The following is a 24,922-nucleotide window of genomic DNA, read 5'->3' as shown; positions in this document are numbered from 1 at the left end:
CGGAACGTTGGGAGAGACGCGGCATGATCCTGACACTGGCGCTGCTTGCAGGCCTCGTGCTGGCCTGGCTGCTGATTGCCGCGATCGAGACCTTTCGCCTCGACCTGCGCTTCACCCAGGCGCTGCTCTACGTGCCGTTCAAGCTTGCCTACCAGATCGAGGACAGGCGCATCCGTATTGCCCGCAACGCGCCGACGCCGGTGATCTATGTGGTCTCGCACCAGTCGCGCTTCGAGCCGGCACTGATGCTGTCGCTGCTGCCCGACGACACACTGCACATCCTGGACGAGGCCTCGGCGCGCTCGCCCTGGCTGGAGCCGTGGCGCGAGCTTGGCCGCACCATTGCCTTCAACGCCGAGCATCTCTTTGTCAGCCGCCGGCTGGTCAGGGTGCTGAAGGGCAAAGGCCGGCTTGCCGTCTATCTGCCCGACGACGTCGAGCCCGATGTGAAGTCATTTCGCCTCTTCCGTGCCGTCACCCGCATTGCCATGCAGGCCGACGCCGCCATCGTGCCGATCTTCGTCGCCGGCGCGCGCGACCTGCCGGTGTCCTTGACGCCAAAAGACCGGGCGCCCCGCCACTGGTTCCCACAACTGTCGATCAGCGTGCTGGAGCCGATGACGATTGCCGAACTGGTGGCGCGCAATCCCGACCAGGCTTCCAACACCAATGCGCTGTTCGACCGCATCGCCGAGGCCAGGCTTTTCGGCAGCAACCTCGATCGCGGCCTGTTCCTGGCCATGCGCGATGCAGCGGACCGCACCGGCGCCTCGCATCCGATCATCGAGGATGTGATCAGCGGCTCGCTCAGCTACCGAAAAATGTTCATCGGCGCGCGCGTGCTCGGCCGCCGTTTCGAGGCGGTGACAGCACCCGGCGAAGCGGTCGGGGTGTTGCTGCCCAACGCCAATGGCGTGGTGCTGTCCTTTGTCGGCCTGCTATCAGCCGGCCGGGTAGCGGCGTTCATCAACTACACCGCCGGGCCGGCGAGCGTCACCGCCGCGGTGCGCACGGCAGTGATCCGAACGGTGATTTCCTCCCGCGCGTTCGTCGAGAAGGCCGGGCTTGCCGACATCATTGCCGCGGTCGAGGCCGGCGGCGCCAAAATGCTGTGGCTGGAGGATGTGCGCGCAAGCGTCACCGCGCTGGAAAAGCTCAGCGCCGCCGTGCTGTGGCGGTTCCCGCTGCAACGGCAGGACGCCGCCAAACCAGCGGTGATCCTGTTCACCTCAGGCTCGGAAGGCACGCCCAAGGCCGTGGTGCTGTCGCACCGCAATCTCCACGCCAATGCCATGCAGGCTGAGGCGCGCATTACCATCTCGCCGTCCGACATCCTGCTCAACGTTCTGCCGGTGTTTCACTCTTTCGGCCTGACCGGCGGCACCATCCTGCCGCTGATGACCGGAGTAAAGCTGTTCCTCTACCCCTCGCCGCTGCACTACAAGATCATCCCGGAGATCGCGCGCAAGGTGAAGCCGACCATCATGTTCGGCACTGACACGTTCCTCGCTAATTATGCCCGCACCGCCAAGGACGGCGATTTCTCCAGCCTGCGCTTCGTCGTTGCCGGCGCCGAAGCGGTGAAGCCGGAGACGCGGCGCGTCTACCGCGAGCGCTTCGATGCCTCGATCATCGAGGGGTTCGGGCTGACCGAGGCAGCTCCCGTGGTTGCCGTCAACACCGCCATCCATGGACGCGACGGCACGGTCGGGCGGCCGTTGCCGGCGATGCGCATGAAGCTGGAACCGGTCGAGGGCATCGAGGATGCCGGGCGTCTGTGGCTCGACGGGCCGAATTTGATGATGGGCTACATGACGGCGGACCGCCCCGGCGAATTGCAGCCGCTGGACGGCTGGCATGACACCGGCGACATCGTCTCGGTCGACCGCGAGGGCTTCATCACCATTCGCGGCCGGGCAAAACGCTTCGCCAAGATAGCCGGCGAGATGGTGTCGCTCGGCGCGGTCGAGATGCTGGTGCAGTCGCTGTGGCCGGAAGAGCGCCACGCCGCAGTGGCAGTGCCCGACAAGAGGCGCGGCGAGCGCATCGTGCTGGTCACCACTGCCGACGACGCCGATCCGGAAGAGCTGCGCAAGTTCGGCAAGCAGGCGGGTGCGGCCGAGCTGATGGTGCCCAACGACATCGTCAAGGTCGAGGAGATTCCGGTGCTGGGCTCCGGCAAGACCGACTACGTCTTGACCCGCAAATTGGCGATCGATCGGCTGGGGCTGAGTGCTGCGGCCTGAGAGGCCCTTGTCTAAAGGACCGCCGCCGACAACAGCATGATAAGGCCGACCCCCATCATTAGCAGGCCAGGCCAGTTCTGCGACAGGCCGAAGAAACCGAGCCCGCGCCGCCGCGGCTCAAGTGTCGGGCCTGTCGTTGCGAAATTTGGCGCCGGGCGATCCGGGGTAGCGCGAGAGGACTTCGGATCGCTGAGCCGCCCGCGCCCGAGGACCGCACCCGCTATGTACACAACGCCAGCGACAGTGAGCAACGCGCCAATGAGGATGACAGTCATTTCTCCTCGCTCTTCTCCAGGGCCTGCCTGACGCAAGTCGCTTGCGGTATTAGCGTTTCGGCGCCGCACCTCGCTGCTCATGGCTACCGATATAGCGCGACGGCTTCTCCCGGTCGCCCATTGAGACACAACGGTCAAGATGCCCGGCAGGTTCCGACAGGGGCCTGTCAGCCGATATCCGAGGGCGGCACCTTCTCACCCTCGCGCAGGGCGCGTTTTGTATAGGCGCGCACGCTGAAGGGTAGGAAGATGAGATAGCCGGCGACCGAGGCGGTCAGCGTGTACCAAGGATAGGTCATCAACAGCAGCACATAGAGGACGACCGCAAGGATGATCGGCAGCACCTTGTCACCCGGCACTTTCAAGCTTTTGCCGGAGTAGACCGGCAGCCGGCTGACCAGCAGGAAGGCGACCAGGATGGTGAAGCCGGTGGCGACGAAGGCGGCGGGGCGGCTGGGCTCAATGCCAACGCGCAGGAACGACAGGTAAAGCGGCAGCATCACCAGCACGGCGCCTGCCGGCGCCGGCACGCCGACGAAATATTCGCTCTGCCAGATCGGGCGATCATTGTCCTCGTCGAGCACGTTGAAGCGCGCGAGCCGCAAACCGCAGGCGATGGCGAACAGCAGCACCGCAATCCAGCCAGGCGATCCTGCGCGGTCGAGCAGGAAGGCATAGAGCACCAAAGCGGGCGCCACGCCGAAATTGACGATGTCGGCAAGCGAATCCATTTGCGCGCCGAATTTGGACGTCGCCTTCAGCATGCGCGCCAGGCGCCCATCTATGCCGTCGAGGAAGGCGGCGAGCAGCACCATCACCACAGCCGGCTCGAAACGGCCCTCGAAGCCGAAGCGGATGCCGGACAGGCCGGCACAGATGGCAAGCACGGTGACCAGATTGGGCAGCACCATGCGCATCGGAATTTCGCGGATGCGCGGGCCGCCGCTGCCGTGAGCCTCGAATTTTTTGAACGGCGCGCCCACCGCTTACGAAATCCTGACGAGCGGTGTTGCGGCGATACCGCCGAACTCGGCCAGTACGGTTTCGCCGCCGACCGCCGTCTGGCCGACGGCGACGCGCGGCACGGCGGTCGATGGCAGGAAGACGTCGACGCGCGAGCCGAAGCGGATCAGGCCAAAACGTTCGCCAATGGCGATCGAGCCGCCGGTCTCGGCCCAACAGACGATGCGACGCGCCACCAGGCCGGCGATCTGCACGGCGGCCACGGTGCCGTTGGGGCTGTCGATGACCAACCCGTTGCGCTCATTCTCCGAGCTTGCCTTGTCGAGTTCGGCGTTGAGGAATTTGCCTGGCCGGTGCTCGATCTTGGAAATGCGCCCGCGCACCGGCGCGCGGTTCACGTGACAGGAAAAGACATTCATGAACACCGAGATGCGGGTCATTTCGGTGTTGCCGAGGCCGAGTTCGCGTGGTGGCACCGCCGGCCCGACCGCCGAGATGATGCCGTCGGCGGGACTGACCACCAGCCGGTCGTCGACCGGCGTGACGCGCTCGGGATCGCGGAAGAAATACACGCACCAGGCGGTCAGGATCAGGCCGATCCAGAACAGCACCGAGGAGAAATAGCCGAGGAACAGCGTGCCCGCGCCGAAGGCGGCAATGAACGGATAGCCCTCGCGATGGATCGGAACGAAGGCATTCTTGACCGAGTCGACGAGGCTCATCGGATGGGGCTCATGGGGTGGGGCGGTCCCTGTTTCAGGTCCGGCCTCAATACCGGAAAGGCTCCGTCGTCGCAACGCAACATTGGGCAAGGCTCATTGGCCGCGGCCGGCAGGAGCGGCGACGTCCTTGCCTGTAGGCGGCTTTGCCGCCAGAATTCCAGCCACCGCTGGCTCAGTGCGCGGCGAAAGGCCGACCACCCATGATCTCAAAATCAGGGAAAACGCACCTCACAGTCTTCCGATTGGCGGTCATCGGCGGCGTTCTGAGCGCATTGCTGGCTGCCGATGGCAACGCAATGGCGCAAGGCAAGCCATCCTTCGACTGCGCCAAGGCCGCCAGTGTCGCGGAAAAGGCAATCTGCGCCGATCCGGCTCTGGCGCAAGCCGATGCCGAGGTGGCGAATGCCTATGCCGCGCTGCTGAAGACGCTCGATGCTGCCGCTGGCAACGACCAGAGCGATTTCATCGTGTATCGCGATCAGATTGCCGGCTTCAACGAGAACACACCAAAGGACCAGCAGACTTTCGATCTCGGCGAATTCCTGCGCGACCGCGCGATCTTCCTGGCCGGCATCCGCAAGCCGGCGGATGCAGGTTTGATCGGCACATGGAGCAGTGTCCGTGGCTCGGTCGAGATCATGGCAGCGGACGCCGGCAAGTTCGAGATTTCGGCAGAAATCGTCATCAATCCTGTCTCGGGAAGCGGTGCGTGCGACATCGGCGGCACCGTCGAGAAGCGCAAGATTTTGCGGCTGATCGACACCGACGACAACGACAAGCCGACCGGCTTCGTCTTCACCTTCCGCCGCAACGGCGATGCGCTTGTCGTCGAACAGAGCGGCGCCGGCAAGGATGACAGATCCGAATCACCATCATGCGGCGCCAACGGCCATGCCGATGGCGCGTTCTTCCTGAGCGAAAAGCCGTAAACCTGCTGTCGGCGAACCACCCCCTCGCCCGTCCTTGATGAGATGGCGCCGGATCATGGTCCCCCATGATGGCGCTCCAACAAGGAGTTTCCCCAAATGCAGAACCAAACGCATCTCGTTACCGCCGGCCTCGCGTTCGGGGAGTCGCCGCGCTGGCACGACGGACGTCTGTGGCTCTGCAATTGGGGCACCGGCGAGATCGTCGCGGTGGATGAGGACGGCAAGAGCGAGGTGATGCTCACCGTGCCGGCGATCCTGCCCTATTCCATCGACTGGTTGCCGGATGGCCGGCTGCTGGTCATCTCAGGGCGCGAGGGGCTGCTGCTGCGGCAGGAGGCGGACGGCACCCTCGCCACCCACGCCGATTTGAGAGAGCTGTCGAAAAGCCCGTGGAACGAGATCGTCGTCGACGGGCGCGGCAACATCTATGTCAATGGCGGCGGACCGGCGCCGGCTGCGGGCGAGCATTTCGGGCCGGGCACCATCGTGCTGATCACGACCGACGGCAAGGTCCGGCAAGTGGCCGAGAACATTGCCTTTGCCAACGGCATGGCGGTGACGCCGGACGACAAAACGCTGATCGTCGCGGAATCGCATGCCAACCGGTTGACCGCTTTCGATATTGCGGAGGATGGCGGTCTCTCCAACCGGCGCATATGGGCCGATCTCGATGGCTTTCCCGACGGCATCTGCCTCGATGCCGAAGGTGCTGCCTGGTATGCGGATGTTCCCAACAAACGCTGCGTGCGGGTGCGCGAGGGTGGTGAGGTCTTGCAGACCGTCAATGCCGATCGGGGCTGCTTTGCCTGCATGCTTGGCGGGCCCGACGGTAGGATCCTGTTCATCGTCGCCGCCGAATGGCGCGGCTTCGAGCACATGGTCAGCGATGCCCGCACCGGCCAGGTGCTGAGCGTCGAAGTGCCCGCACCTGGCGTCGGCTGGCCCTCTTATAGTTCGGGCAGACGCTGATAGTTGGCGATATCGGCCTTCACGCCAAGCCGGGCGATGGTCTCCTGCGGGTTGAAGCCCGCCCGCTCATGCGCCGCCTTGACGATCGGTACGACATTGTCGACGGCCGCCTGGTTCTCCCATTCGACAATGGTGACGAGGTTGAATTCGCCCGGCCCCGAGAATTGCTCGAGCACGAAGTCCTGCACGAAGCCTTGTTGCACGCGCAGCAGCTCATGCGTCGCCTTGACCTTGCGAAGGATTTCCTCGCGCGCCTCGGCGGGGACGACGAATTTGTCGACCCTGAACACGGCTTCACTGCCAAACTGTTGATTGAGTTGATCCATTTCAATTGTCTCCGTTCTTGAACGACTTGGGTTCGGTGGCTCAGGAACGGGTTTGCGATCTCAACTTAGGTTGAGGTCAAGAGGGAATTTTTGGTGAAGGGTGGCGCGGCAGCGACGCTGCAATCTCCCCCCTTGAGGGGGAGATGGCCGGCAGGCCAGAGGGGGTTGGTTCGACCGCATGCGACCTCTTTTCGGCCAATGAAGGTTAGCGCTCCACGCGCAACGACCCCCTCTGTCGCCTTCGGCGACATCTCCCCCTCAAGGGGGGGCGCTCCGCCGCCTACGACACCTCCGAAGTGCGCCTCCGCACGATCACCCCCAGCTCATCGCTCTCGCGCGCAATACGCAGCCTCTCTTCGGCTTCTGTCGCTTCGCGCTGGCGGTCCCACATCGAAGCGTAGAGGCCGTGTTGGCGCATCAGCTCGGCATGGGTGCCGCGTTCGGCGATCTGGCCGTCCTTGAGCACGATGATCTCGTCGGCAGTGATCACGGTCGACAGCCGGTGGGCGATAACGATGGTGGTGCGGCCCTTGCTGACCAGGTCGAGCGCCGCCTGGATCTCCTGTTCGGTGTGGCTGTCCAGCGCCGAGGTCGCCTCGTCGAGCATCAGGATCGGCGGCGCCTTCAAAATGGTGCGGGCGATCGCGACCCGCTGCTTTTCGCCACCCGACAGTTTCAGCCCGCGCTCGCCGACCATCGAGCGGTAGCCCTCGGGCAACCGTGCGATGAACGGCCCGATCTGGGCCAGTTCGGCGGCCTTCTCGACATCCGCCTCGCTGGCGCCGACGCGGCCGTAGCGGATGTTGTAGGCGATGGTGTCGTTGAACAGCACGGTGTCCTGCGGCACCATGCCGATGGCGGCACGCAGGCTCTCCTGCGTCACATCACGGACATCCTGGCCGTCGATCAGCACCTGACCGCCCTGGACGTCATAGAAGCGGAACAACAGCCGCGAAATGGTCGACTTGCCGGCGCCGGACGGGCCGACAATGGCCACCGTCTTGCCGGCCGGCACTTCGAAGGAGACGCCCTTCAGGATCTTGCGGTTCGGATCATAGGCAAAGTGCACATCGCGGAACTCGACCTTGCCGGCCGAGACGGCAAGCGGCCTGGCATCGGGCTTGTCGGTGATCTCCTGCGGCACATCGAGCAGGTCGAACATCTGCTCGATGTCGGTCAGCCCCTGGCGGATTTCGCGGTAGATGAAGCCAATGAAATTGAGCGGCACCGACAGTTGCACCAGCATGGCGTTGATGAAGACGAAATCGCCAACGCTCTGCGTACCGGCTTGCACCTCCAGCGCCGACATGCACATGACGATGACGGTGCCGAGGCCGAAGATGATGCCCTGGCCGAAATTCAACCAACCGAGCGACGTCCAAATCCTGGTCGCAGCCATTTCATAGCGTGCCATCGAACGGTCAAAGCGCTCGGCCTCCATACCCTCGTTGTTGAAGTATTTGACGGTCTCGTAGTTGAGCAGCGAATCGATCGCCTTGGTGTTGGCGTCGGTATCGCTGTCGTTCATGTCGCGGCGGATCGAGATGCGCCAGTCGCTGGCGCGGACCGTAAACCAGACATAGAGCCAGACGGTGAGCGCCACCACGGCCACATATTTCCAGCCATAGGTGTAGGCGAAGATGCCTGTGGTCAGCGCGAATTCGAGAATGGTCGGCGCTGTGTTGAGCATGATGAAGCGCACGATCGTCTCGATGCCCTTGGTGCCGCGCTCGATAATGCGCGACAGGCCACCGGTGCGGCGCTCAAGGTGAAAGCGCAACGACAGCTGATGCATGTGGACGAAGGTGCGGAAAGCGAGCTGGCGCACCGCATACTGGCCGACGCGGGCAAACAGCGCGTCGCGCAGCTGGTTGAAGCCGAGCTGCACCAGCCGCACGACATTGTAGGCGACGACCAGCATGACCGGCGCCAGCAGGAAGGACGGTAGCGGCGGTGGCGATTTGGCGTCGCCGGCCAGTGCATCGGTCGCCCACTTGAAGAAGTACGGACCCGCAACCAGAGTCAACTTGGCCACGACCAGAAGCAGCGTCGCCCAGGTGACGCGTGCCCTGAGATCGGCGCGATCGGCGGGCCACATATACGGCCACAGATTGCGCAAGGTACTGAAGGTCGAGCTATCGGAAACGGTTTTTTCTGCCACTTGTCTTGCCTTTTGGGTGGGAGTTCAGCGGCCGGAGCAGCAGGAATTGACGAGCGCGGTCAGCGATGCGGAAACGTCTGCCAGCGCTGCGCGGTCGACCTCATAGCGGGAGCGCTGGCGGTCGGGCTGGAAGCGGACCAGACCGGCCTCGACCAGGATCTTCAGATGCTGGGAAACGGTGGACTGCGCGAGGTCGAGATGATCGACCACCTCGCGGCAGCAGCAGGAATTGCTGGCCGACAAATGTTTCAGGATCTCGATGCGCGCCGGGTGTGAGAGTGCTGCAAAGCGAGCGGCAACCGCGCGGCTTTCGGGCGGTGCGCGGTTTGCGTGGTCTGGTTCGGACAGGGTCATCGTTCATCGGCGATAGACGATGAACGGATGTGGGGCAAGCTAATCCGATGGGTAGAGTGACCTAATCTCCCCCCTTGAGGGGGAGATGTCGCCGAAGGCGACAGAGGGGGTCGGTGCGTCCTGACGCGACGTCGTTAGCAGCGAAGAGAAGGCTAGCGCTCCACGCGCAGCGACCCCCTCTGGCCTGCCGGCCATCTCCCCCTCAAGGGGGGAGATACGCGCTCGACCGCTACTGCGCCTTCATCGGCGCCGTCGTCGCTTGCTCGCCCATCGCCTTGAGGTCGGCGGCTTCGCCTTCCTTCGACTTTTCCGGGACCTTGAACACCTGCCCTGGCCAGATGCGGTCGGGATCGCTGATCTGGTCCTGGTTGGCGAGATAGATGGTCGAGTAGCGCACGCCATGACCATAGACCCGCCGCGAAATCCGCCACAGCGTGTCGTTGCGGCGGATGATGACGGCGCCGTCGGCATGTTCGAGTTTCGGCGCCACCGACTCGGGCACGTCCGGCGTTGCTGCCGCTCCGACAGCCGGAGCCTCGGTAGCGGGCGCTGCCGGCACCGCCGGTGCCGGCGCCTCGGTCGCCGGAGCGGCAGGAGCCCCTGCGGGCTCGGCGGGCGCAGCCGCAACCGTGGCTGGCGCTGCGGGAGCGGCCGGCGCTTCGGCAGCAGCCGGTGCGGCCGGCTTTGCCTCGGCCGGCTTGGTCTCTGCAGGCGCCACGGCGGCAACCGCTTGGCCCGGTTCGCGCTCGAACGGCACGGCGGCGCGGGCAACCACCTTCACGCCGTCAGCATCGAGACCGTCGACATGGATGGTGTAGCTGCCAACCGGGATGTCGCGCGTCGCCTCAACCAGGAAATGGCCGTCCCGCGACGTCACCGCGTCGCCGAGCAGGATATCGTTGGCGTAGGCGCGCACCTTGCGGCCGGCGTCAGCCAGACCGGCAACAAAGATCTTGTTGCCGTCGATCTCGACCGCCTCGACGACGATCTTGGGTTCAGCCGCTGCCGCAGCCGGCGGTGTCGCCGGAGCCGGAGCGGCCGGGGCGGCAGGTGCCTCAGCAGCAGGAGCAGCGGCCTGATCGCCGGCAGCCGGTGCCGCAGGCTTGGTCTCAGGCGTGGGAACAGTCAGCAGCTCGGCCGGCTTGCCCGGTTCCTCAACCATCGCCAGCACCTGGCCGGCGGCATCCTTGGGAACCGAAACGACGGCAGTCTGCATCGAAGGCGTTACGACATCTCCGGCCGTCGAACGCAGTGCGATCGTATAGTCGCCGGGCTTGAGCGGATCGTCGAGGACGATGACGAAGGCGCCGTCCGGACCGGCGACGGTCGACCCGAGCACCGTCGAGCCGTTGAGGATTTCGACCTTTGAATTGGGCGCCGCATTGCCGGCAACGACGATCGAGCCGTTGCTTTCGACGCGTACGACATCGAAGCTCGGCACAACCGAGCCGGCCGCAGCCGGTGCTCCCGGGGCTGTCGCGGGAGCTGTTGCGTCGGCAGGCGCCGGTGCCGGCACAGCCTTGGCATCGGTTGGGGCGGCAGGCGCCGGCGGCAGCCTTCCCTCGGTCCCGGAGTCGGCCGGCGGCGTCAGCGACGCAATCTCCGCCGGCGGCGTGGGATTGAGATACGGGTCGAGTGCACCCGATACATAGGCCGTTCCGACGACCGCGACGGTCCCACCCGCCGCGAACAGAAACGCCTTCAATGGATTAACAGCCATATTTCCCCTGCCCCTTAGCCACCTAACGCCGGTCTAGCGCGTTTTGCCGGAACCGACAAGAAAAAGCCCGGGCTTGGAAGCCTCTGGGGCTTGACCCCGCATTCAGACCCAATCACCAATCACGCATGAACACGATTCGATCCGTCTGCGTCTACTGCGGCTCGTCTCCGGGCCGCGATGAAATCTACGCCAAGGCCGGACACCTGCTTGGCCGCTCGCTCGCCAAATCCGGCCTGCGACTGGTCTACGGCGGCGGCACCAAAGGCATTATGGGCGCCGTTGCCGAAGGCGCGCTCAAGGCCGGCGGCAAGGTAACGGGCATCATTCCGCGCTTCCTCATCAACAAGGAGGCGACCGAAACCGCGCTTGACCGGCTCGACGAGTTGCTGATCACCGACAACATGCACGAGCGCAAGCACAAGATGTTCGAAAAATCCGACGCCTTTGTGGCGCTGCCGGGCGGCATCGGCACGGTCGAGGAGATCGTCGAAGTCATGACGTGGGGCCAGCTCGGCCATCACCGCAAGCCGATCGTCTTCGCCAACGTCAAAGGATTCTGGAATCCGATGCTGGCGCTGCTCGACCATATGTCGAGCGAAGGCTTCATTCACACCGCGCAGCGGGTCAAACCGTTGGTGATCGAAGACCCCGAAGCCATCGTCGCCGCCATCATGGTGGCGGGCTCGTCGGTCGATGCGCCGACGGAAGGCGTGCAGTCGGTGATTGATAAGATGTAGGGAATAAGGGAGTACGGCAGTATGTTTAGAAGGCCTCGAGCCTCTCTCTACTGCCCTACTGCCCTACTGCCCTACTGCCCTACTGCCCTACTGCCCTACTGCCCTACTGCCCTACTGCCCTACTGCCCTACTGCCCTACTGCCCTACTGCCCTACTGCCCTACTGCCCTACTGTCTCCCTCAACTCCGCAATCACCGCTCGCTTGTCCTGGCGCCGCCAGGCGAGATGGATCGAGACGGTGCGCTCGAACCAGGGCAGGTCACGAAACGCGATCCCTGACGGTGCAGCACTCCGGAGGTTTGCCTGTAGGCCCGATCTGCAGGGCCAGGGCGTGAATCCGGTGGTGCTGCGCCGCGTCGTGCTGGCGCTAAAAGCCGCCGGCTATGAGACGCTGGGCAACACCTGGATAGGCGACACCAACACGGCCAGCCTCGCCCAGAAGCAGAAGTCCAATGCCAGGCCGCTGCATCGCCTGCATCTGTTTCGCAAGAATCTCTGACGCCGGGCATCGCTGATCGACGGACTGTGATCGCCCTGTCAAGAAACTGTCACACAGAACCCGGTTAGCCCATGCTACGAATGGCGTGCCGGCATCCGCGCACGGCGTGGTCGAAATCTGTATCTGGCGAGGCGAGCCGTGAACATCGCTCTCAACGCGGAAGGCACTCCCCTGTCGCCTTACCTGCCCGACGAGCACGGGCTGTTCTTCATCTATCATTTCACCGCCGACGGCCTGCGCACCAAGGACGCGGCCGAGGCTGCGTGGACATGGCGCAGCTACCAACTGTCCGACCTGCGCGCCCGCCGCGAGATCGCTGCCGAGCAGGCACTGCCGGCGCCGGTGCGCGAAGCCTTTCTTGGCGCCAGCCAGGGCTGCCATATCGATCTCGAGGATGACTGGCTCTATGGCGATCTGCCGGATCTGCGGCACGACTATTCGGCGGAGGCGCGCGGGCTCGGCCATTTCCGCTTCGCCCTCAACGAAAAAATGCTGATCGGCGCGCGCAAGCAGCCGTTGGAATCGGTCGATCTAGTCCGCAAGGCGGTCGAGAGCGGATCGCGCAAATTCCGCTCCCCGGCCGACCTGATCGAGGCGGTGATGGGCCAGTCGCTCGACGGCATGGCGGCCGAGCTCCACGGCCTTGGCGATACGCTGGACGGCATCGAGGACCGTATCGTGCGCGATGCCTGGCACAGCGAGCGGCAGTCACTGGTCGAGGCGCGCCGTCAGCTGGTGGTCATCCACCGGCAGATGGCGACGCTGACCAACCTCTTCCGCCATCTCGACCATTCACATCGCAACGAACTGCCTGACCCGATCAACGACATGGCGACAAGGCTGTCGCACCGGGCGCACACGCTCTATCACGACGGCGAGCAGTTGCAGGCGCGCACCAGGCTGCTGCAGGACGAATTGATGGCCAAGCTGACGATGCAGTCGAACCAGCTGCTCTATGTGCTGTCGGTCATGACGGCGGTGCTGTTGCCGATGACGATCATTTCGGGCCTCTTCGGCATGAATGTCGGCGGCCTGCCGCTGGTCAACACGCCGATGGGCTTCTGGGTGGTGTCAGCGGTTTCGATCGTGATCGCCGCGGCGACCTATCTGTTCGTCAGGCGGCTCGGGCGGATGTAGCCCGGCTGATTTCACGCCGTGGCGCGCAGATCCTCCGTGACGGTGCCGGCGGCAGCGACTTCCGCTTCATGGTCCGGTTCACGCCATGTCTCTGCGAGGCCCGCCGCATACCATTCCTGCATCGCCGGTAGCCCGAGCAATTGCGCCGGATAGGCGGCAGCTGCCCCTTCGAAAGAGAGCCCATAGGACTGCACGCGAAATGCCACCGGGGCGAAGAAGGCATCGACGGCGGTGAAATGGCCGCCGGCAAGAAACGGCCCGCCGAACCGGGCAAGGCCATCATTCCAGACATCGCCGAGGCGGAAGAGATCCTGCTTCAGCGCGTCAGACATAGGAAATGGCTTTACCCGCACGCCGCAGTTCATCGGACATGCGCCGCGCAAAGTGGTGAAACCCGAATGTATTTCGGCGGCGGCCGAACGCGCCCAGGCGCGTGCTTTGGCCTCAATCGGCCACACACCGTGGTGGTGCTCGGCGAGATATTCGGCGATGGCCAGCGAATCCCAGACAGCCCAGCCGTCATCGACCATGCAAGGCACACGGCCACTGGGCGAGAAAGCCCGGTAGAGGTCGAAGCTCGATCCGGTCGGGAACGGCGTCAGCCGCTCCTCGAACGGAATGTCGAGGGTACGCATCAGCACCCATGGCCGCAGCGACCATGACGAATAATTCTTGTTGGCAATGTGCAGCACGTACATCGAAAAGTTCCCTACTTCGCGGCCAGCGCCGCCGGGCGGGTTTCACGGCCGCGGAACATCGACCAGGAATACATCGCCAGCGCCGCCCAGATCAGCGCGAAGGCTATCGCCTGCGTGGTGCCGAACGGCTCGTCGAAAGCAAGCACGGCGATCAGGAACACCATGGTCGGCGCGATGTACTGCATGATGCCGATGGTCGACAGGCGCAGAAGCTTGGCGCCGAAGGCGAACAGAAGCAGCGGCACGGAGGTGACCGGGCCGCAGCCGATCAGCAGCGCCGTGTCGGTGCCGGTGCTGGAAATGAAATGGTCCTGGCCGTTGGCGATCAGGAAGACGATGTAGGCAAGCGCCGGCACCGACAGCAAAAGCACTTCGAGCAGAAAACCCTGACTCGGGCCGATCGGCAGCGTCTTGCGGAAAAAACCGTAGGCGGCGAAGGAGAACGCCAGCGCCAGCGACACCCAGGGTAGTTTGCCACCTTCGATGGTCAAGACCGTGACCGCGACTGCTGCGAGCATCACCGCCGCGATCTGCAGCCGGTCCAGCCGCTCGCCCAGCAGCACCGCGCCGACGACGACCACCACCAGCGGGTTGATGTAGTAGCCGAGCGCGGTCTCGACCGTGCGGTCAACCGAGATCGCCCAGACATAGATGGCCCAGTTGATCGAAATCAGCGTCGCCGTCAGCGCCGCCATGCCGATGCTGCGCGGCGAGCGGATCGCCGCCTTGAAATCTGCCGTGCGGCCTGCCCAGACCAGCACCGCAGCGGCAATCGGAACCGACCAGACGATGCGGTGGGCGATCACCTCGATCAGCGGCAGATGCGCGACCGCCTTCATGTAAAAGGGCAGCAGCCCCCACAGGAGATAGGCGCCCAGCGCCAGCAGGAAGCCGTTGCGGGCCTTGGAGTCGGCATCGGGGGCGAGTGCGTCGGTGGCCATGGCGCAACGCTATGGCTCAACGGCTCGGCCAAGACCATCGCAAAGTTGTGATGGATCAACGGACTTTTGCTGATGGTTCAAAGGGCCGGGCCACCTCCCCGCTCTCGCGGGGCGAGGAAAAGGCCTACTCGGCCGCCACCAGCCCTGCCATCTCGCGGTTCTTCATCAGCTTGTAGACGATGGAATCCATCAGCGCCTGGAAGGAGGCGTCGATGATGTTTTCGGACACACCGACCGTCCACCAGCGGGCGCCGGTGCCGTCATGCGATTCGATCAGGACACGGGTGATGGCTTCGGTGCCGCCATTGAGGATACGCACCTTGAAGTCGGCCAGTTCCATGTCGGCGATCTCGCCCTGGAACTTGCCGAGATCCTTGCGCAGCGCGATGTCGAGCGCGTTGACCGGGCCGTGGCCCTCGGCCACCGACATCTTCTCCTCGCCATCGACCATCACCTTGACGATCGCCTCGGAGACCGTCTTCAGCTGGCCATTGGCATCGAAGCGGCGCTCGACCATGCAGCGGAACGAGGTGACGTTGAAGAACTCCGGCAGGCCGTGGAGCATCTTGCGCGCCAAGAGCTCGAAGGAGGCATCGGCGCCCTCATAGGCGTAGCCCTCGGCCTCGCGTTCCTTGACCACCGAGATCAGCGCGTCGAGACGGTGATCGTCCTTTGGCACGTCGATGCCGCGCCGCTTCAGTTCGGCGAGGAAATTGGCCTTGCCGCCCTGGTCGGAGACCATGACGCGGCGGCGGTTGCCGACGGCTTGCGGCTCGACGTGCTCATAGGTCGCCGGCTCCTTGGCCAGTGCCGAGGCATGGATGCCGGCTTTGGTGGCGAAGGCCGAGGCGCCGACATAGGGCGCCTGCGCTTCCGGCGCGCGGTTCAAGAGTTCGTCGAAGGCACGGGATAGCCGCGAAATGCCGGTCAGCGCCTCAGCCGAGATGCCGGTCTCAAAGCGGTCAGCGAAGGCCGGCTTCAGTGCCAGCGTCGGCACGATCGAGACCAGATTGGCGTTGCCGCAGCGTTCGCCGATGCCGTTCAGCGTGCCCTGGATCTGGCGCACGCCGGCTTCGACGGCGGCGAGCGAATTGGCCACCGCCTGGCCCGTGTCGTCATGGGCATGGATGCCGAGATGATCGCCGGAGATGCCAGATGCGATGACCTTGCCGACGATGGCGCGCACTTCCGAAGGCTGTGTGCCGCCATTGGTGTCGCACAACACCACCCAGCGCGCGCCGGCATCGTAGGCGGTTTTGGCGCAGGCCAGCGCGTAGTCCGGATTGGCCTTGAAGCCATCGAAGAAATGCTCGCAATCGACCATCGCTTCCTTGCCGGCGGCAACAGCTGCTTCGACCGAAGCCTTGATGGAGTCGAGGTTCTCCTCATTGGTGCAGCCAAGCGCGACGCGGACATGATAGTCCCAGCTCTTGGCCACGAAACAGATGGCGTCGGATTTCGACTGTACCAGCGCCGCCAGGCCCGGATCGTTGGACGCCGATACGCCTGCCCGCTTGGTCATGCCGAAGGCGACGAATTTTGCCTTCGCCGTGCGCTTCTGCTGGAAGAATGCGGTGTCGGTCGGATTGGCGCCGGGATACCCGCCTTCGACATAGTCCATGCCGAACTCATCGAGCAGCTTGGCAATCGCAATCTTGTCCTCGACGGAAAAGTCGATGCCCGGCGTCTGCTGGCCGTCGCGCAATGTGGTGTCGAAGAGATAGAGGCGTTGCTTTGTCATGGCTGCGCGGGTGCGTACGCACCCTCCTCTGGCCCGAAGGCCGATGTCATTTCTTTCCTGCGAACTTGTCCGTTGCCCTGATCAGCTGATCGAGGATCCCCGGTTCCGAATAGGCATGGCCAGCGCCTTCGATGAGATGGAAATCCGCCTTCGGCCAGGCCTTGTGCAGCGCCCAGGCGTAGCGCGCCGGACATGGCATGTCGTAGCGACCATGGACGATGGTGCCGGGAATGTCCTTCAGTTTGTGCGCGTCGCGCAGCAGCTGTCCCTCCTCGAGCCAGCCGGCGTGAACGAAATAGTGGTTCTCGATGCGGGCAAAGGCGATGGCGAAATCGTCCTCGCCGAACTTGTCGCTGGTTTCCGGTTCCGGCAGCAACGTGATCGTCTCGCCTTCCCACAGGCTCCACGCAAGGGCGGCTTCGAGCTGCGCCTTGCGGTCGGAGCCGACCAGCCGCTTGCGGTAGGCGGCCATCATGTCGCCGCGCTCGGCTTCCGGGATCGGCGCCTGAAAACGCTCCCACTTCTCGGGAAACATTTCGGAGACGCCGAACTGATAGTACCATTCGAGTTCGGCGCGGGTGAGCGTGTAGATGCCGCGCACCACAAGCTCGCTGACGCGATCTGGGTGCGTCTCGGCATAGGCGAGCGCCAACGTCGAGCCCCAGGAGCCGCCGAACACGAGCCATTTATCGAAGCCGCACATTACGCGCAGGCGTTCGATGTCGGCGACCAGATGCCAGGTGGTGTTGGCGTCGAGCGAGGCGTTGGGCGTCGATTTTCCGCAGCCGCGCTGGTCGAACAGGATGACATCGTAAAGCTTCGGGTCGAATAACCGCCGATGTTTTGGCGAGATGCCGCCGCCGGGACCGCCATGCAGGAACACCGCCGGCTTGGCGCCCTTGGTGCCGGAGCGCTCCCAATAGATCTGGTGGCCGTCGCCGACATCGAGCATGCCGGAAGCGAAGGCCTCGATCTCGGGATAAAGCGTACGCAAGGAACTGCCGTGGATCGTCATAGTTTCAAGCCCTGCTGCGGCCAGTTGGCCGTTTCGTGGTCGGGATGCTGGAAGGAGATGATCTGCTCCTGCCGTCGATAGAAGTCGGGATCGTCGAGGATCGGCGCCTCGAAGATCTTCTCCACCCAGGGCAGCCGCACCGCGTAGTTGACCTGGATCTGGGGCGCCAGATCCGAGCGGTCGTCGAACGCGCCGATCGCGATCTCAAGCGCGCCCGGCTGGCGATAGGTCAGCGGCGTGCCGCACCGGGCGCAAAAGCCGCGATCGATGTTGACCGACGACTGAAAGTAGCTCGGCTCCTCGCGCACCCATTCGACACCGTCCTTGGGCACCGTCACCAGCGCACCGAAGAAAGAGCCGAACTGTTTCTGGCACATGCGGCAATGGCAGATGGATGGGCGGCCGAGCTTGCCCCTGATGCGGAAGCGCACGGCGCCGCACTGGCAGCCGCCGGTTCGAATTTCATCGGTCATGGTCTTTCCTCTGGCGGCCATTGTTCGGTGTCGTGGTCGGGATGCTGGTAGGAGACGAGTTCGGCGAGATAAGGCGCCGATGATATGTCGGCCATCGTGTCCTCGCCGGGCAGTTGCGGGATGGTGTCGACATAGGGCAGCTTTGCCTCTGTGCCCCACTGGATCAGCGGCACGATTTCGGCCGGATTGTCGAACGCCCCAATGGCGAGGCCGACGCCATCAGGCGCGGTAAAAGTCAGCGGCGTGCCGCAATTGGCGCAGAAGCCGCGGTCGACGTGACTGGACGAGGCGAAATATTTCGGTTCGCCGCGCGTCCAGTCGAGCTTGGCGCCACGCACCGAAACCAGCGGTGCGTAGAAGGAGCCAAACGCCTTCTGGCACATGCGGCAATGGCAGATCGAGGCATCGCCCAGCGCGCCCTCGACGCGGAAGCGCACCGCGCCGCATTGGCAGCCGCCGGTGTAGATCGGCCGGTTGTCGAGGCTCATCGCGTCTCACTCCGTTTCATATTCATTCCGGGGCATGGCAGACAGCCTCGACATTGTTGCCGTCGGGATCGAAGACGAAGGCGCCGTAATAGTGCGGGTGATAATGCGGCCGCAGGCCCGGCCCGCCATTGTCCTTGCCGCCGGCGGCAAGGGCGGCGGCATGGAACGCATCGACCTCAGCGCGGCTGCGCGCGGTGAAGGCGACATGCTGATGGGTCCTCGGCTCATCGTTGCTGGCCTGCAACCAGAACACCGGCCGGTCGCGGCCATAGCCACCGACCTTGGCGCCGCCGGTATATTCCAGCGGCACCATGTAGATCAGCGAGGCGCCTAGCGGCGCCATCGCCTGGTCGTAAAAGGCTTTCGAAGCGTCGAAATCGGCGACGTTGATGCCGAGATGGTCGATCATGAAACTGCCCCCCTTGCTGCTGGTTCGTGTGCCGTCATATCAGCGCCAGCCAAGCCGGCCTCGATGACGATATGCTGGCAGACATTGTCGATATCGCGGATGACATCGTCGTTCCAGAAGCGCAGGATGGTCCAGCCACTTGCCTTCAAATAGACGCTGCGTGCCTTGTCGCGTTCTGCGTGCTCAGTATCGGAATGCTGGCTGCCATCAACCTCGACTATGAGATGGTGGGCCGAACAGGCGAAGTCGACAATGTAAGGTCCAATCGGTACCTGTCGGCGAAAGCTCATCCCCATCAGCCGGTGAGCCCGCAACTCATTCCATAGTTTCAGCTCGGCATCGGTCATGACGCGACGCATGGACTTTGCATTCTTGCGCTGACGCGATGGAACGCGGTCGTGGCCCATCACGCACCGCCACACTGGACATTATAGAAAACCGAGGTGACGGCTGATCTCCCCCCTTGCGGGGGAGATGTCCGGCAGGACAGAGGGGGGTGCTGTCCCGCCAGCATCTCAACTGGCGATCGCTGCATTCTCGGGAAGTAGCTGGAACCAGAACGAGCAAGTAGGAACGTTGGTGTTCCTTCACACCCCCCTCTGTCCTGCCGGACATCTCCCCCGCAAGGGGGGAGATCAGCTGTCATCGGCGCCTTCGCCAACCTCGCAACGGTGCCTCGCGTCACCCTCACCGCTTCACCTCCCAGGTCGTCACGCGCTCTCCGGTCGCCGGGTCCTTGCCGTCCTTCAACTGCACGCCTTGCGCCAGCAGCTCATCACGCACGCGGTCGGCTTCGGCCCAGTTTTTCGCGGCGATCAGTTCCAGGCGCTTGGCGATGGCTTTGGCGACCGCGGCCTCATCGACCTTGGCCGCACCGACATCGAAGCCGAGGAACAGTAGTGAGGCCTTCAACGAAGCGGCAGCTTCGTTGCCGTCCGCGGCCTCGCCGGCAAGCTGCGTCAGCTGCTGGAAGGCGGCGTAGGTGGCGAGGTCGTCCGACAGCGCTGCCACGACTTCCGCCGGCACCTGCCCTGCGGCCGGCGCCAAGTCCGCGGCGCGTTTCCATTTGCGCAGCGTGTTCTCAGCCTCCTCCAGCTTGCGGACCGAAAAATCGATCGGCTCGCGATAATGCGTCATCAGCATCGCCAGCCGCAGCACCTCGCCCGGCCATTTGCGGCCGCCGAATGTGTCGGTCTCCAGCAGTTCGGCGATGGCGTAGAAATTGCCGAGGCTCTTCGACATCTTCTGGCCCTCGACCTGCAGGAAGCCATTGTGCATCCAGACATTGGCCATGACGTCGGTGCCGTGCGCGCAGCGCGACTGGGCAATCTCGTTCTCATGGTGGGGGAAGATCAGGTCGAGGCCGCCACCATGGATGTCGAAGACGTCGCCGAGATAGGCGGCCGACATGGCCGAGCACTCGATGTGCCAGCCCGGACGGCCCCTGCCCCACGGGCTGTCCCAGCCGGGCTCTTCCGGCGACGACAATTTCCACAAAACGAAATCGCCGGGGTTCTTCTTGTGCGCATCGACGGCGATGCGGGCGCCGGCCTGCTGCTCATCGAGATTGCGCTTCGACAGTTCGCCGTAATCCGGCATCGAGGCGGTGTCGAACAGTACCTCGCCGGCGGCGACATAGGCATGGCCGCGCTCGATCAGCCGCTCGATGAGGGTGATCATGTCGGCCTTGCCGTCGGCGCGACGCGCGACGAACTCGGTGGCGCGCGGCTCGACCGTCGGCGGCAAGCAGCCGAGGGCCGCGACATCCTTGTGATACTGGTCGGCCGTCTTTTCCGTGACGCGGCGGATCGCCTCGTTGAGCGTCAGTTTTCCCGACGCGATCTCGGCGCCGAAATCGCGCAGCGCGCGGGCGTTAATCTTGTCGTCGACATCTGTGATGTTGCGCACATACGTGACACCAGCCTCGCCATAGAGGTGACGCAGCAAACGAAACAGCACGTCGAAGACGATCGCCGGCCGCGCATTGCCGATATGGGCGAAGTCGTAGACGGTCGGGCCGCAGACATACATGCGCACATTGCTAGGATCGATCGGGACGAACACGTCCTTCGTCCGCGTTAGCGTGTTGTAGAGGCTGAGACCCTTCGATGCGTCAGACATGCGTGCCCTTCCGGTCCGTTACTCTTTGGTTGAGCATGATCTTATCCGAAACCCACTTTTCGGGATCATGCTCTGGGCAGAGCCGTCCTTGCGCCGAGGCACAAATCGGGCTCCAGCCTGCTGGCCGGGGCGTTTGTCCACTCTGGGGAAAGATGAGGCGAAAACGTCCGGACCAGCGCGAGGCTAGCCAATAATGCAAATGCCACAAATGGCGAAAGACGTTTTCATGGGCGGCTTTATCGCCTTGGCCGGTGTTGCCGTCAAGTCGCAACTTCCGGCAAAAGCGTCGCTGGATCACAGGTCATGAGGCACTGAAACATTTTATTAAACATGTCGGCACAGTCATGAAACATTCGCCGGCTAGTTCACCATGGGTCACGATTCGGTCAGATTCAGCCGGCAAACGCAGACACGGAAATGTTACCAGGGAAGAGATTGATGTCACGAACCAAGCAGGAATCGAGCCGCGCCAAGCAACCGGCGCTCGCCAACCACTACCGCGCGATCGGCCCGGCCGCGATTGTCGCCGCCCTTCTGCACACCGCCAAGAAGAAGAAGCCGGCACCGAAAATCACTTCACCCCGCGCTGCCTGATCAAAGCTCGGGCACCGGCCGCCGCCAAGGCGTACGCCGGCACGGAAGGCTGAGGCGCCCAAGCGCGCCTGAAACAACAGCACTTCCTAATTGAGCAGGTTCTTCCCGAAGACTGGTTTCTTGGGTCGTGCTCTAAAACAGCGTCATTTGACTGTCGTCCGCGCCGGGCTTCTGGCGCCTGACCTTCTCGGGCTCCGGCCCGACGATGCCCCTGTCCTGTATCTCGGGCCCGGTGTTTGCGACCTTGTTGACGAGGTCGGAGACCGGCACAGCCTCGAAGAAATCGGGCTGTGCAGGTCTGAGCAGGTCGGCCACGTCGCGCGGCTCGAGCGTGCGGCAGTCCAGCCAGCGGGCGAAATCCTCAGGCGCGATCACCACCGGCATGCGGTCATGGATATGGGCGATGCCGGCATTGGCGTTGACGGTGAGAATGGCGCCGGTATCCATTTCCGAACCGCCCGGCTCGGCGTAGGTCTCGATCAGCCCGGCAAAGGCGACGAGCCCGCCATTCCTCGGCCGTATCCAGTAGGGCTGGCCCTTCTTGCCGTTGCCGGATTGCTGCCACTCATAAAAGCCGGAGGCCGGAACCAATGCGCGGCGGTGGCGCATGGCGGCTTTGAACGAGGCCTTCTCCGCCGCTCCTTCCGAGCGCGCATTGAACAGCAGCGGAAATTCCCTGGTGTCCTTGACCCAGGCCGGGACAAGACCCCAGCGCACCAGCATCGCCTGGCGGTCCGGGAAATTCGAGCCCGGCATGCGCGGCGGTCCGGAGAGCGCCATCAGCACCGGCTGCGTCGGCGCGATGTTGTAGCGGGCCGGAAAATCCTCCAACTCCGCCAGGCCGAGCAAGGCAGCGGTCTGGTCCGGAGTGGCCGTCAGGGCAAAGCGTCCGCACATAGAGCAAGCTCGATGAAATGATCCGACCGCGAAAGTGGCGATGGAACCAGCCTTGCGCAACCGCTAAAGCTCAATGCCGCCAGCCGTCCACAAGGGTCTGACCTCATATAGGCGAATCGCGATCGATGAACGAGCAGCGCAAGACACTTCCCGCCGTCTCCGTCGCCGTCGTGCGCGGCAAGACGGTGCTGCTGGTCAAGCGGGCGCGGCCGCCGTCGCAAGGGGTCTATGCCTTTCCCGGCGGCAAGGTCGAGCCCGGCGAAACGCTTGAGCAAGCGGCAGCGCGCGAATTGATGGAGGAAACCGGTCTGCAGGCCCGAAACTATCGACCGCTTCGGGCCATCCACATCGACGGCAGCGGCGAGAATCATCCGGTCGACTATCTCCTGACGGTCTTCGGCGCTGCCTATGCCGGCGGCGAAGCGACAGCCAGCGACGACGCCGAGACCGCCGCCTTCTATACACTGAACGAAATGACCGACATGCCGCTCGCAGGCGATGTGTTTGAGGTCGCTGAGGAGCTTCTGGGCTCAAGCGGTCCCGGTATCTGAAGATAGAGAATCGCCTTGCAGGCGACAAATTGTTTGGCCAGAAAGACTTATGACCCGCGCCGCGCTGTTCCTTGCCGCATGCCTCGCCGCCAGCACGGCTGCCGTGCAGCCGGCGCTGGCCGCCGAGTCGCCGTTCGAGCCTGGGCTGATGCGGCTGGCCGAGGTACTGGGGTCGCTGCATTTCCTGCGCAATCTATGCGGCGAAAAGGGCGACCAGTGGCGCACGGAGATGGAAAAGCTGATCGATTCGGAAAATCCCGATCCGGAACGGCGCGCCCGCTTCATCGCCAGCTTCAATCGCGGCTACCGTTCCTTCGGCGGCACCTACACGCAGTGCACGCCATCAGCGACCGCGGCCATCAGCCGCTACATGAAGGAAGGCGAGACGCTGACCCGCGACATTGCTTCGCGCTATGGCAACTGACGAGCGCCGGACTGCGTTATAGCCACACCTTTTCGTGTACCTCCGCCTTGTATCCACGGCATGTTGATGCAATGTTGGTGTTGCACTTTGGCAACAGTATTAACGAAACGTTAGCGCGTGGATGTGGAATTAACTCAAACTGAAGGTTTTCATCCCGCTCACCGGTCTAATCGGCTAAGTTTAACCTGGACCGAACGCAGGCGATGAAGTTTGTAAAAGACGATCAAAAAAATGTCGTATTTACAAATACTTACTTAGCCTGTGTGGAGACAGGGACAGCCCAAGCCGGATTCGACCCGTCGGATCGCCGCTTGAAAAGGGTGGACATCGCAAATGGAACATGGCGTCAACGACATCGACGCGCTGGTCAGGGAAGAAAAGCGCCTGACCGCGGTGGAAAGCCATAGCGAGGCCTGGGCGGAAGGTCTGTCGGCCGGCATCGAGCCGGAAATCATCGCCGAGGCAGCACTTGAAATGGCGTTCGGCGAGATGCTGCGCGCCAATGGTGAGACTTCAGCTCTTGCCCTGCTCGACCGCATGCGTGAAAAGGTGATCGCCGGCGCTTTCGAGCCGGAGCGGCTGCGCCACTAGATCTGCCTGCGTCCCTCTGGGCGCAAACCGGCGCTCCGGCGCCTTGATCGGTTCTTTGACGACGGCGCGCCGTTTGGGCATCATGCCTGGCACCTGAAGGAGCCCAGGCCCAAGGAGAGGCAAGCGGTGAATTTTTCGATGTCAGGCCAGCCTCGCGGACTGGTCCTCAGCATCTGGCTTGCCGCTTCCTGCGCCGCGGTTCCGCCGGCACTTGTCCTGACAAGCAGCCCTGCCTACGCGCTGAGCGAGATCAAGCGCGAGGAGCTTCCGGCGCCGGCCGCGCCGCCAACCAATGGTGAGACGGCGCCATCCGAAAATTCCGTGCCGATGCCAGATCTGCCCGGCACGACGCCGCCAGCGGCCAGCCAGCCGAAGTCACCCGCAGAGCCTGAACAAAGCGAGCCGGAAGGGCCGACCGACGATGGCGGCGTGGCCAACCCGCGTGCAGATCCCGATGCGCCGGTGCCTGAAGTCGTCTACGACCTTTCCAAATTGCCGGAGCCGGTCAGGCGCATGCACGACCTGATGGTCGAAGCCTGCGTCAGCGGCGACATCGAGAAGCTGCGGCCCCTTATCGGCACCGGCGAGACCATGACCCAATTGTCGCTGGGCGAGATCGAGGGCGACCCGATCGCCTTCCTGAAGGGGCTTTCGGGCGACAAGGAAGGCCAGGAAATCCTCGCCATCATGGAAGAGGTGCTCAATGCCGGCTATGTCCATGTCGATGTCGGCACGCCGCAGGAGCTCTATGTCTGGCCATACTTCTTCGCCATGCCCCTGGACAAGCTCGACGCCAAACAGCGGGTCGAACTGTTCAAGATCGTCACCGCCGGCGACTATGACGACATGAAACAGTTCGGCGCCTACATCTTCTACCGCGTCGGCATCACGCCCGCCGGGCAATGGACATTCTTCGTCGCCGGGGATTGAGTTTTTGCCGT

The 24,922-nt window shown here is 63.7% G+C and carries 27 protein-coding genes; 11 read left to right on the top strand and 16 right to left on the bottom strand.

Going from position 1 to position 24,922, the window contains the following annotated elements; translation table 11 throughout:
- The first annotated feature begins 23 nt into the window (after positions 1-23).
- A complete protein-coding gene (locus AC04SH_RS21745) occupies positions 24-2,246 on the top strand; it encodes an AMP-binding protein (protein WP_488576577.1) in 2,223 nt (740 codons plus the stop codon).
- Between the two features lie 442 nt (positions 2,247-2,688).
- On the opposite strand, the gene AC04SH_RS21740 is transcribed toward AC04SH_RS21745, so the two are convergent.
- Positions 2,689-3,504 (bottom strand): CDP-alcohol phosphatidyltransferase family protein, encoded by an 816-nt coding sequence (locus tag AC04SH_RS21740; protein ID WP_352585029.1) that lies wholly within the window; start codon positions 3,502-3,504, stop codon positions 2,689-2,691.
- 3 nt (positions 3,505-3,507) lie between these two features.
- Positions 3,508-4,257: a phosphatidylserine decarboxylase gene (locus AC04SH_RS21735; RefSeq protein WP_488576735.1), complete on the bottom strand. Its 750-nt coding sequence runs from the start codon at positions 4,255-4,257 to the stop codon at positions 3,508-3,510.
- A 149-nt stretch (positions 4,258-4,406) separates the two neighbouring features.
- Between AC04SH_RS21735 and AC04SH_RS21730 the strand changes: the two genes are divergently transcribed.
- On the top strand, positions 4,407-5,135 hold the full coding sequence (locus tag AC04SH_RS21730) for a lysozyme inhibitor LprI family protein (protein WP_488576576.1): 729 nt from the start codon (positions 4,407-4,409) through the stop codon (positions 5,133-5,135).
- Between the two features lie 96 nt (positions 5,136-5,231).
- Positions 5,232-6,104, top strand: a complete 873-nt coding sequence (locus tag AC04SH_RS21725; protein ID WP_488576575.1) for an SMP-30/gluconolactonase/LRE family protein — start codon at positions 5,232-5,234, stop codon at positions 6,102-6,104.
- Here AC04SH_RS21725 and AC04SH_RS21720 read toward each other — a convergent pair.
- The 4 genes from AC04SH_RS21720 to AC04SH_RS21705 form a co-directional block, all read right to left on the bottom strand.
- Complete coding sequence (locus AC04SH_RS21720) at positions 6,083-6,430, bottom strand: antibiotic biosynthesis monooxygenase (protein WP_488576574.1); 348 nt, start codon at positions 6,428-6,430, stop codon at positions 6,083-6,085. The two genes, AC04SH_RS21725 and AC04SH_RS21720, sit on opposite strands and share 22 nt — an antisense overlap.
- A gap of 280 nt (positions 6,431-6,710) precedes the next feature.
- Complete coding sequence (locus AC04SH_RS21715; RefSeq protein ID WP_488576573.1) at positions 6,711-8,591, bottom strand: ABCB family ABC transporter ATP-binding protein/permease; 1,881 nt, start codon at positions 8,589-8,591, stop codon at positions 6,711-6,713.
- A gap of 24 nt (positions 8,592-8,615) precedes the next feature.
- Complete coding sequence (locus AC04SH_RS21710) at positions 8,616-8,945, bottom strand: ArsR/SmtB family transcription factor (protein WP_477234990.1); 330 nt, start codon at positions 8,943-8,945, stop codon at positions 8,616-8,618.
- A gap of 229 nt (positions 8,946-9,174) precedes the next feature.
- Positions 9,175-10,665, bottom strand: a complete 1,491-nt coding sequence (locus tag AC04SH_RS21705) for a LysM peptidoglycan-binding domain-containing protein (protein ID WP_488576572.1) — start codon at positions 10,663-10,665, stop codon at positions 9,175-9,177.
- Positions 10,666-10,790: 125 nt separating this feature from the next.
- Here AC04SH_RS21705 and AC04SH_RS21700 point away from each other — a divergent pair, with 125 nt between their 5' ends.
- The 3 genes from AC04SH_RS21700 (at position 10,791) to AC04SH_RS21690 (ending at position 13,038) form a co-directional block, all read left to right on the top strand.
- On the top strand, positions 10,791-11,402 hold the full coding sequence (locus AC04SH_RS21700) for an LOG family protein (protein ID WP_192256764.1): 612 nt from the start codon (positions 10,791-10,793) through the stop codon (positions 11,400-11,402).
- Between the two features lie 202 nt (positions 11,403-11,604).
- Positions 11,605-11,901, top strand: coding sequence for a GNAT family N-acetyltransferase (locus AC04SH_RS21695; protein ID WP_488576571.1), 297 nt, complete (start codon positions 11,605-11,607; stop codon positions 11,899-11,901).
- Between the two features lie 138 nt (positions 11,902-12,039).
- Complete coding sequence (locus AC04SH_RS21690; RefSeq protein ID WP_488576570.1) at positions 12,040-13,038, top strand: transporter; 999 nt, start codon at positions 12,040-12,042, stop codon at positions 13,036-13,038.
- Between the two features lie 11 nt (positions 13,039-13,049).
- Here the strand turns inward: AC04SH_RS21690 and AC04SH_RS21685 are convergent, their stop codons facing one another.
- The 9 genes from AC04SH_RS21685 to cysS all read right to left on the bottom strand — a co-directional run bounded on the left by AC04SH_RS21685 (position 13,050) and on the right by cysS (position 20,924).
- Positions 13,050-13,736 (bottom strand): glutathione S-transferase family protein, encoded by a 687-nt coding sequence (locus AC04SH_RS21685; RefSeq protein WP_488576569.1) that lies wholly within the window; start codon positions 13,734-13,736, stop codon positions 13,050-13,052.
- 11 nt (positions 13,737-13,747) lie between these two features.
- Positions 13,748-14,677 (bottom strand): EamA family transporter RarD, encoded by a 930-nt coding sequence (gene rarD / locus AC04SH_RS21680; protein WP_488576568.1) that lies wholly within the window; start codon positions 14,675-14,677, stop codon positions 13,748-13,750.
- A gap of 124 nt (positions 14,678-14,801) precedes the next feature.
- Positions 14,802-16,418: a citramalate synthase gene (cimA, locus tag AC04SH_RS21675; RefSeq protein WP_488576567.1), complete on the bottom strand. Its 1,617-nt coding sequence runs from the start codon at positions 16,416-16,418 to the stop codon at positions 14,802-14,804.
- A gap of 46 nt (positions 16,419-16,464) precedes the next feature.
- Positions 16,465-17,433, bottom strand: coding sequence for a prolyl aminopeptidase (gene pip / locus AC04SH_RS21670; RefSeq protein WP_488576566.1), 969 nt, complete (start codon positions 17,431-17,433; stop codon positions 16,465-16,467).
- Entirely contained in the window at positions 17,430-17,906 is a 477-nt protein-coding gene (locus tag AC04SH_RS21665; RefSeq protein WP_488576565.1) for a GFA family protein, read from the bottom strand. The genes pip and AC04SH_RS21665 overlap by 4 nt, the downstream gene beginning before the upstream one ends.
- Complete coding sequence (locus tag AC04SH_RS21660; RefSeq protein ID WP_488576564.1) at positions 17,903-18,394, bottom strand: GFA family protein; 492 nt, start codon at positions 18,392-18,394, stop codon at positions 17,903-17,905. The genes AC04SH_RS21665 and AC04SH_RS21660 overlap by 4 nt, the downstream gene beginning before the upstream one ends.
- 22 nt (positions 18,395-18,416) lie before the next feature.
- Positions 18,417-18,803 (bottom strand): VOC family protein, encoded by a 387-nt coding sequence (locus AC04SH_RS21655; protein WP_192256744.1) that lies wholly within the window; start codon positions 18,801-18,803, stop codon positions 18,417-18,419.
- Positions 18,800-19,210, bottom strand: a complete 411-nt coding sequence (locus AC04SH_RS21650; RefSeq protein ID WP_488576563.1) for an endonuclease domain-containing protein — start codon at positions 19,208-19,210, stop codon at positions 18,800-18,802. Before AC04SH_RS21650 ends, AC04SH_RS21655 begins: the two co-directional genes overlap by 4 nt.
- Before the next feature lie 280 nt (positions 19,211-19,490).
- Positions 19,491-20,924: a cysteine--tRNA ligase gene (cysS, locus tag AC04SH_RS21645; RefSeq protein WP_488576562.1), complete on the bottom strand. Its 1,434-nt coding sequence runs from the start codon at positions 20,922-20,924 to the stop codon at positions 19,491-19,493.
- A 438-nt stretch (positions 20,925-21,362) separates the two neighbouring features.
- On the opposite strand from cysS, the gene AC04SH_RS21640 reads away from it, so the two are divergent.
- Positions 21,363-21,518 carry a hypothetical protein gene (locus tag AC04SH_RS21640; RefSeq protein WP_112560752.1) on the top strand — a complete coding sequence of 52 codons (156 nt, stop codon included), beginning with the start codon at positions 21,363-21,365 and terminating at the stop codon, positions 21,516-21,518.
- 132 nt (positions 21,519-21,650) lie between these two features.
- On the opposite strand, the gene AC04SH_RS21635 is transcribed toward AC04SH_RS21640, so the two are convergent.
- Positions 21,651-22,415: an SOS response-associated peptidase gene (locus AC04SH_RS21635; protein ID WP_488576561.1), complete on the bottom strand. Its 765-nt coding sequence runs from the start codon at positions 22,413-22,415 to the stop codon at positions 21,651-21,653.
- A gap of 125 nt (positions 22,416-22,540) precedes the next feature.
- Here AC04SH_RS21635 and AC04SH_RS21630 point away from each other — a divergent pair, with 125 nt between their 5' ends.
- The 4 genes from AC04SH_RS21630 to AC04SH_RS21615 all read left to right on the top strand — a co-directional run bounded on the left by AC04SH_RS21630 (position 22,541) and on the right by AC04SH_RS21615 (position 24,911).
- Positions 22,541-22,966, top strand: coding sequence for an NUDIX hydrolase (locus AC04SH_RS21630; protein WP_488576560.1), 426 nt, complete (start codon positions 22,541-22,543; stop codon positions 22,964-22,966).
- A gap of 49 nt (positions 22,967-23,015) precedes the next feature.
- Positions 23,016-23,390 (top strand): TIGR02301 family protein, encoded by a 375-nt coding sequence (locus AC04SH_RS21625; protein WP_488576559.1) that lies wholly within the window; start codon positions 23,016-23,018, stop codon positions 23,388-23,390.
- Between the two features lie 333 nt (positions 23,391-23,723).
- A complete protein-coding gene (locus tag AC04SH_RS21620) occupies positions 23,724-23,981 on the top strand; it encodes a hypothetical protein (protein ID WP_477234348.1) in 258 nt (85 codons plus the stop codon).
- 126 nt (positions 23,982-24,107) lie between these two features.
- Positions 24,108-24,911 (top strand): hypothetical protein, encoded by an 804-nt coding sequence (locus AC04SH_RS21615; protein WP_488576558.1) that lies wholly within the window; start codon positions 24,108-24,110, stop codon positions 24,909-24,911.
- Positions 24,912-24,922: the final 11 nt, after the last annotated feature.

This window comes from Mesorhizobium sp. CNPSo 4688, from assembly GCF_057784295.1.
This window is presented reverse-complemented; position numbering and strand designations above follow the sequence as displayed.

Excerpts from the sequence above, each read along its gene's own strand:
- AC04SH_RS21745 (WP_488576577.1), top strand. The coding sequence starts at position 24 with ATGATCCTGACACTGGCGCTGCTTGCAGGCCTCGTGCTGGCCTGGCTG.
- AC04SH_RS21730 (WP_488576576.1), top strand. The coding sequence starts at position 4,407 with ATGATCTCAAAATCAGGGAAAACGCACCTCACAGTCTTCCGATTGGCG.
- AC04SH_RS21725 (WP_488576575.1), top strand. The coding sequence starts at position 5,232 with ATGCAGAACCAAACGCATCTCGTTACCGCCGGCCTCGCGTTCGGGGAG.
- AC04SH_RS21720 (WP_488576574.1), bottom strand. The coding sequence starts at position 6,430 with ATGGATCAACTCAATCAACAGTTTGGCAGTGAAGCCGTGTTCAGGGTC.
- AC04SH_RS21710 (WP_477234990.1), bottom strand. The coding sequence starts at position 8,945 with ATGACCCTGTCCGAACCAGACCACGCAAACCGCGCACCGCCCGAAAGC.
- AC04SH_RS21705 (WP_488576572.1), bottom strand. The coding sequence starts at position 10,665 with ATGGCTGTTAATCCATTGAAGGCGTTTCTGTTCGCGGCGGGTGGGACC.
- AC04SH_RS21700 (WP_192256764.1), top strand. The coding sequence starts at position 10,791 with ATGAACACGATTCGATCCGTCTGCGTCTACTGCGGCTCGTCTCCGGGC.
- AC04SH_RS21685 (WP_488576569.1), bottom strand. The coding sequence starts at position 13,736 with ATGTACGTGCTGCACATTGCCAACAAGAATTATTCGTCATGGTCGCTG.
- rarD (WP_488576568.1), bottom strand. The coding sequence starts at position 14,677 with ATGGCCACCGACGCACTCGCCCCCGATGCCGACTCCAAGGCCCGCAAC.
- cimA (WP_488576567.1), bottom strand. The coding sequence starts at position 16,418 with ATGACAAAGCAACGCCTCTATCTCTTCGACACCACATTGCGCGACGGC.
- pip (WP_488576566.1), bottom strand. The coding sequence starts at position 17,433 with ATGACGATCCACGGCAGTTCCTTGCGTACGCTTTATCCCGAGATCGAG.
- AC04SH_RS21665 (WP_488576565.1), bottom strand. The coding sequence starts at position 17,906 with ATGACCGATGAAATTCGAACCGGCGGCTGCCAGTGCGGCGCCGTGCGC.
- AC04SH_RS21660 (WP_488576564.1), bottom strand. The coding sequence starts at position 18,394 with ATGAGCCTCGACAACCGGCCGATCTACACCGGCGGCTGCCAATGCGGC.
- AC04SH_RS21655 (WP_192256744.1), bottom strand. The coding sequence starts at position 18,803 with ATGATCGACCATCTCGGCATCAACGTCGCCGATTTCGACGCTTCGAAA.
- AC04SH_RS21650 (WP_488576563.1), bottom strand. The coding sequence starts at position 19,210 with ATGGGCCACGACCGCGTTCCATCGCGTCAGCGCAAGAATGCAAAGTCC.
- cysS (WP_488576562.1), bottom strand. The coding sequence starts at position 20,924 with ATGTCTGACGCATCGAAGGGTCTCAGCCTCTACAACACGCTAACGCGG.
- AC04SH_RS21640 (WP_112560752.1), top strand. The coding sequence starts at position 21,363 with ATGTCACGAACCAAGCAGGAATCGAGCCGCGCCAAGCAACCGGCGCTC.
- AC04SH_RS21635 (WP_488576561.1), bottom strand. The coding sequence starts at position 22,415 with ATGTGCGGACGCTTTGCCCTGACGGCCACTCCGGACCAGACCGCTGCC.
- AC04SH_RS21630 (WP_488576560.1), top strand. The coding sequence starts at position 22,541 with ATGAACGAGCAGCGCAAGACACTTCCCGCCGTCTCCGTCGCCGTCGTG.
- AC04SH_RS21625 (WP_488576559.1), top strand. The coding sequence starts at position 23,016 with ATGACCCGCGCCGCGCTGTTCCTTGCCGCATGCCTCGCCGCCAGCACG.
- AC04SH_RS21620 (WP_477234348.1), top strand. The coding sequence starts at position 23,724 with ATGGAACATGGCGTCAACGACATCGACGCGCTGGTCAGGGAAGAAAAG.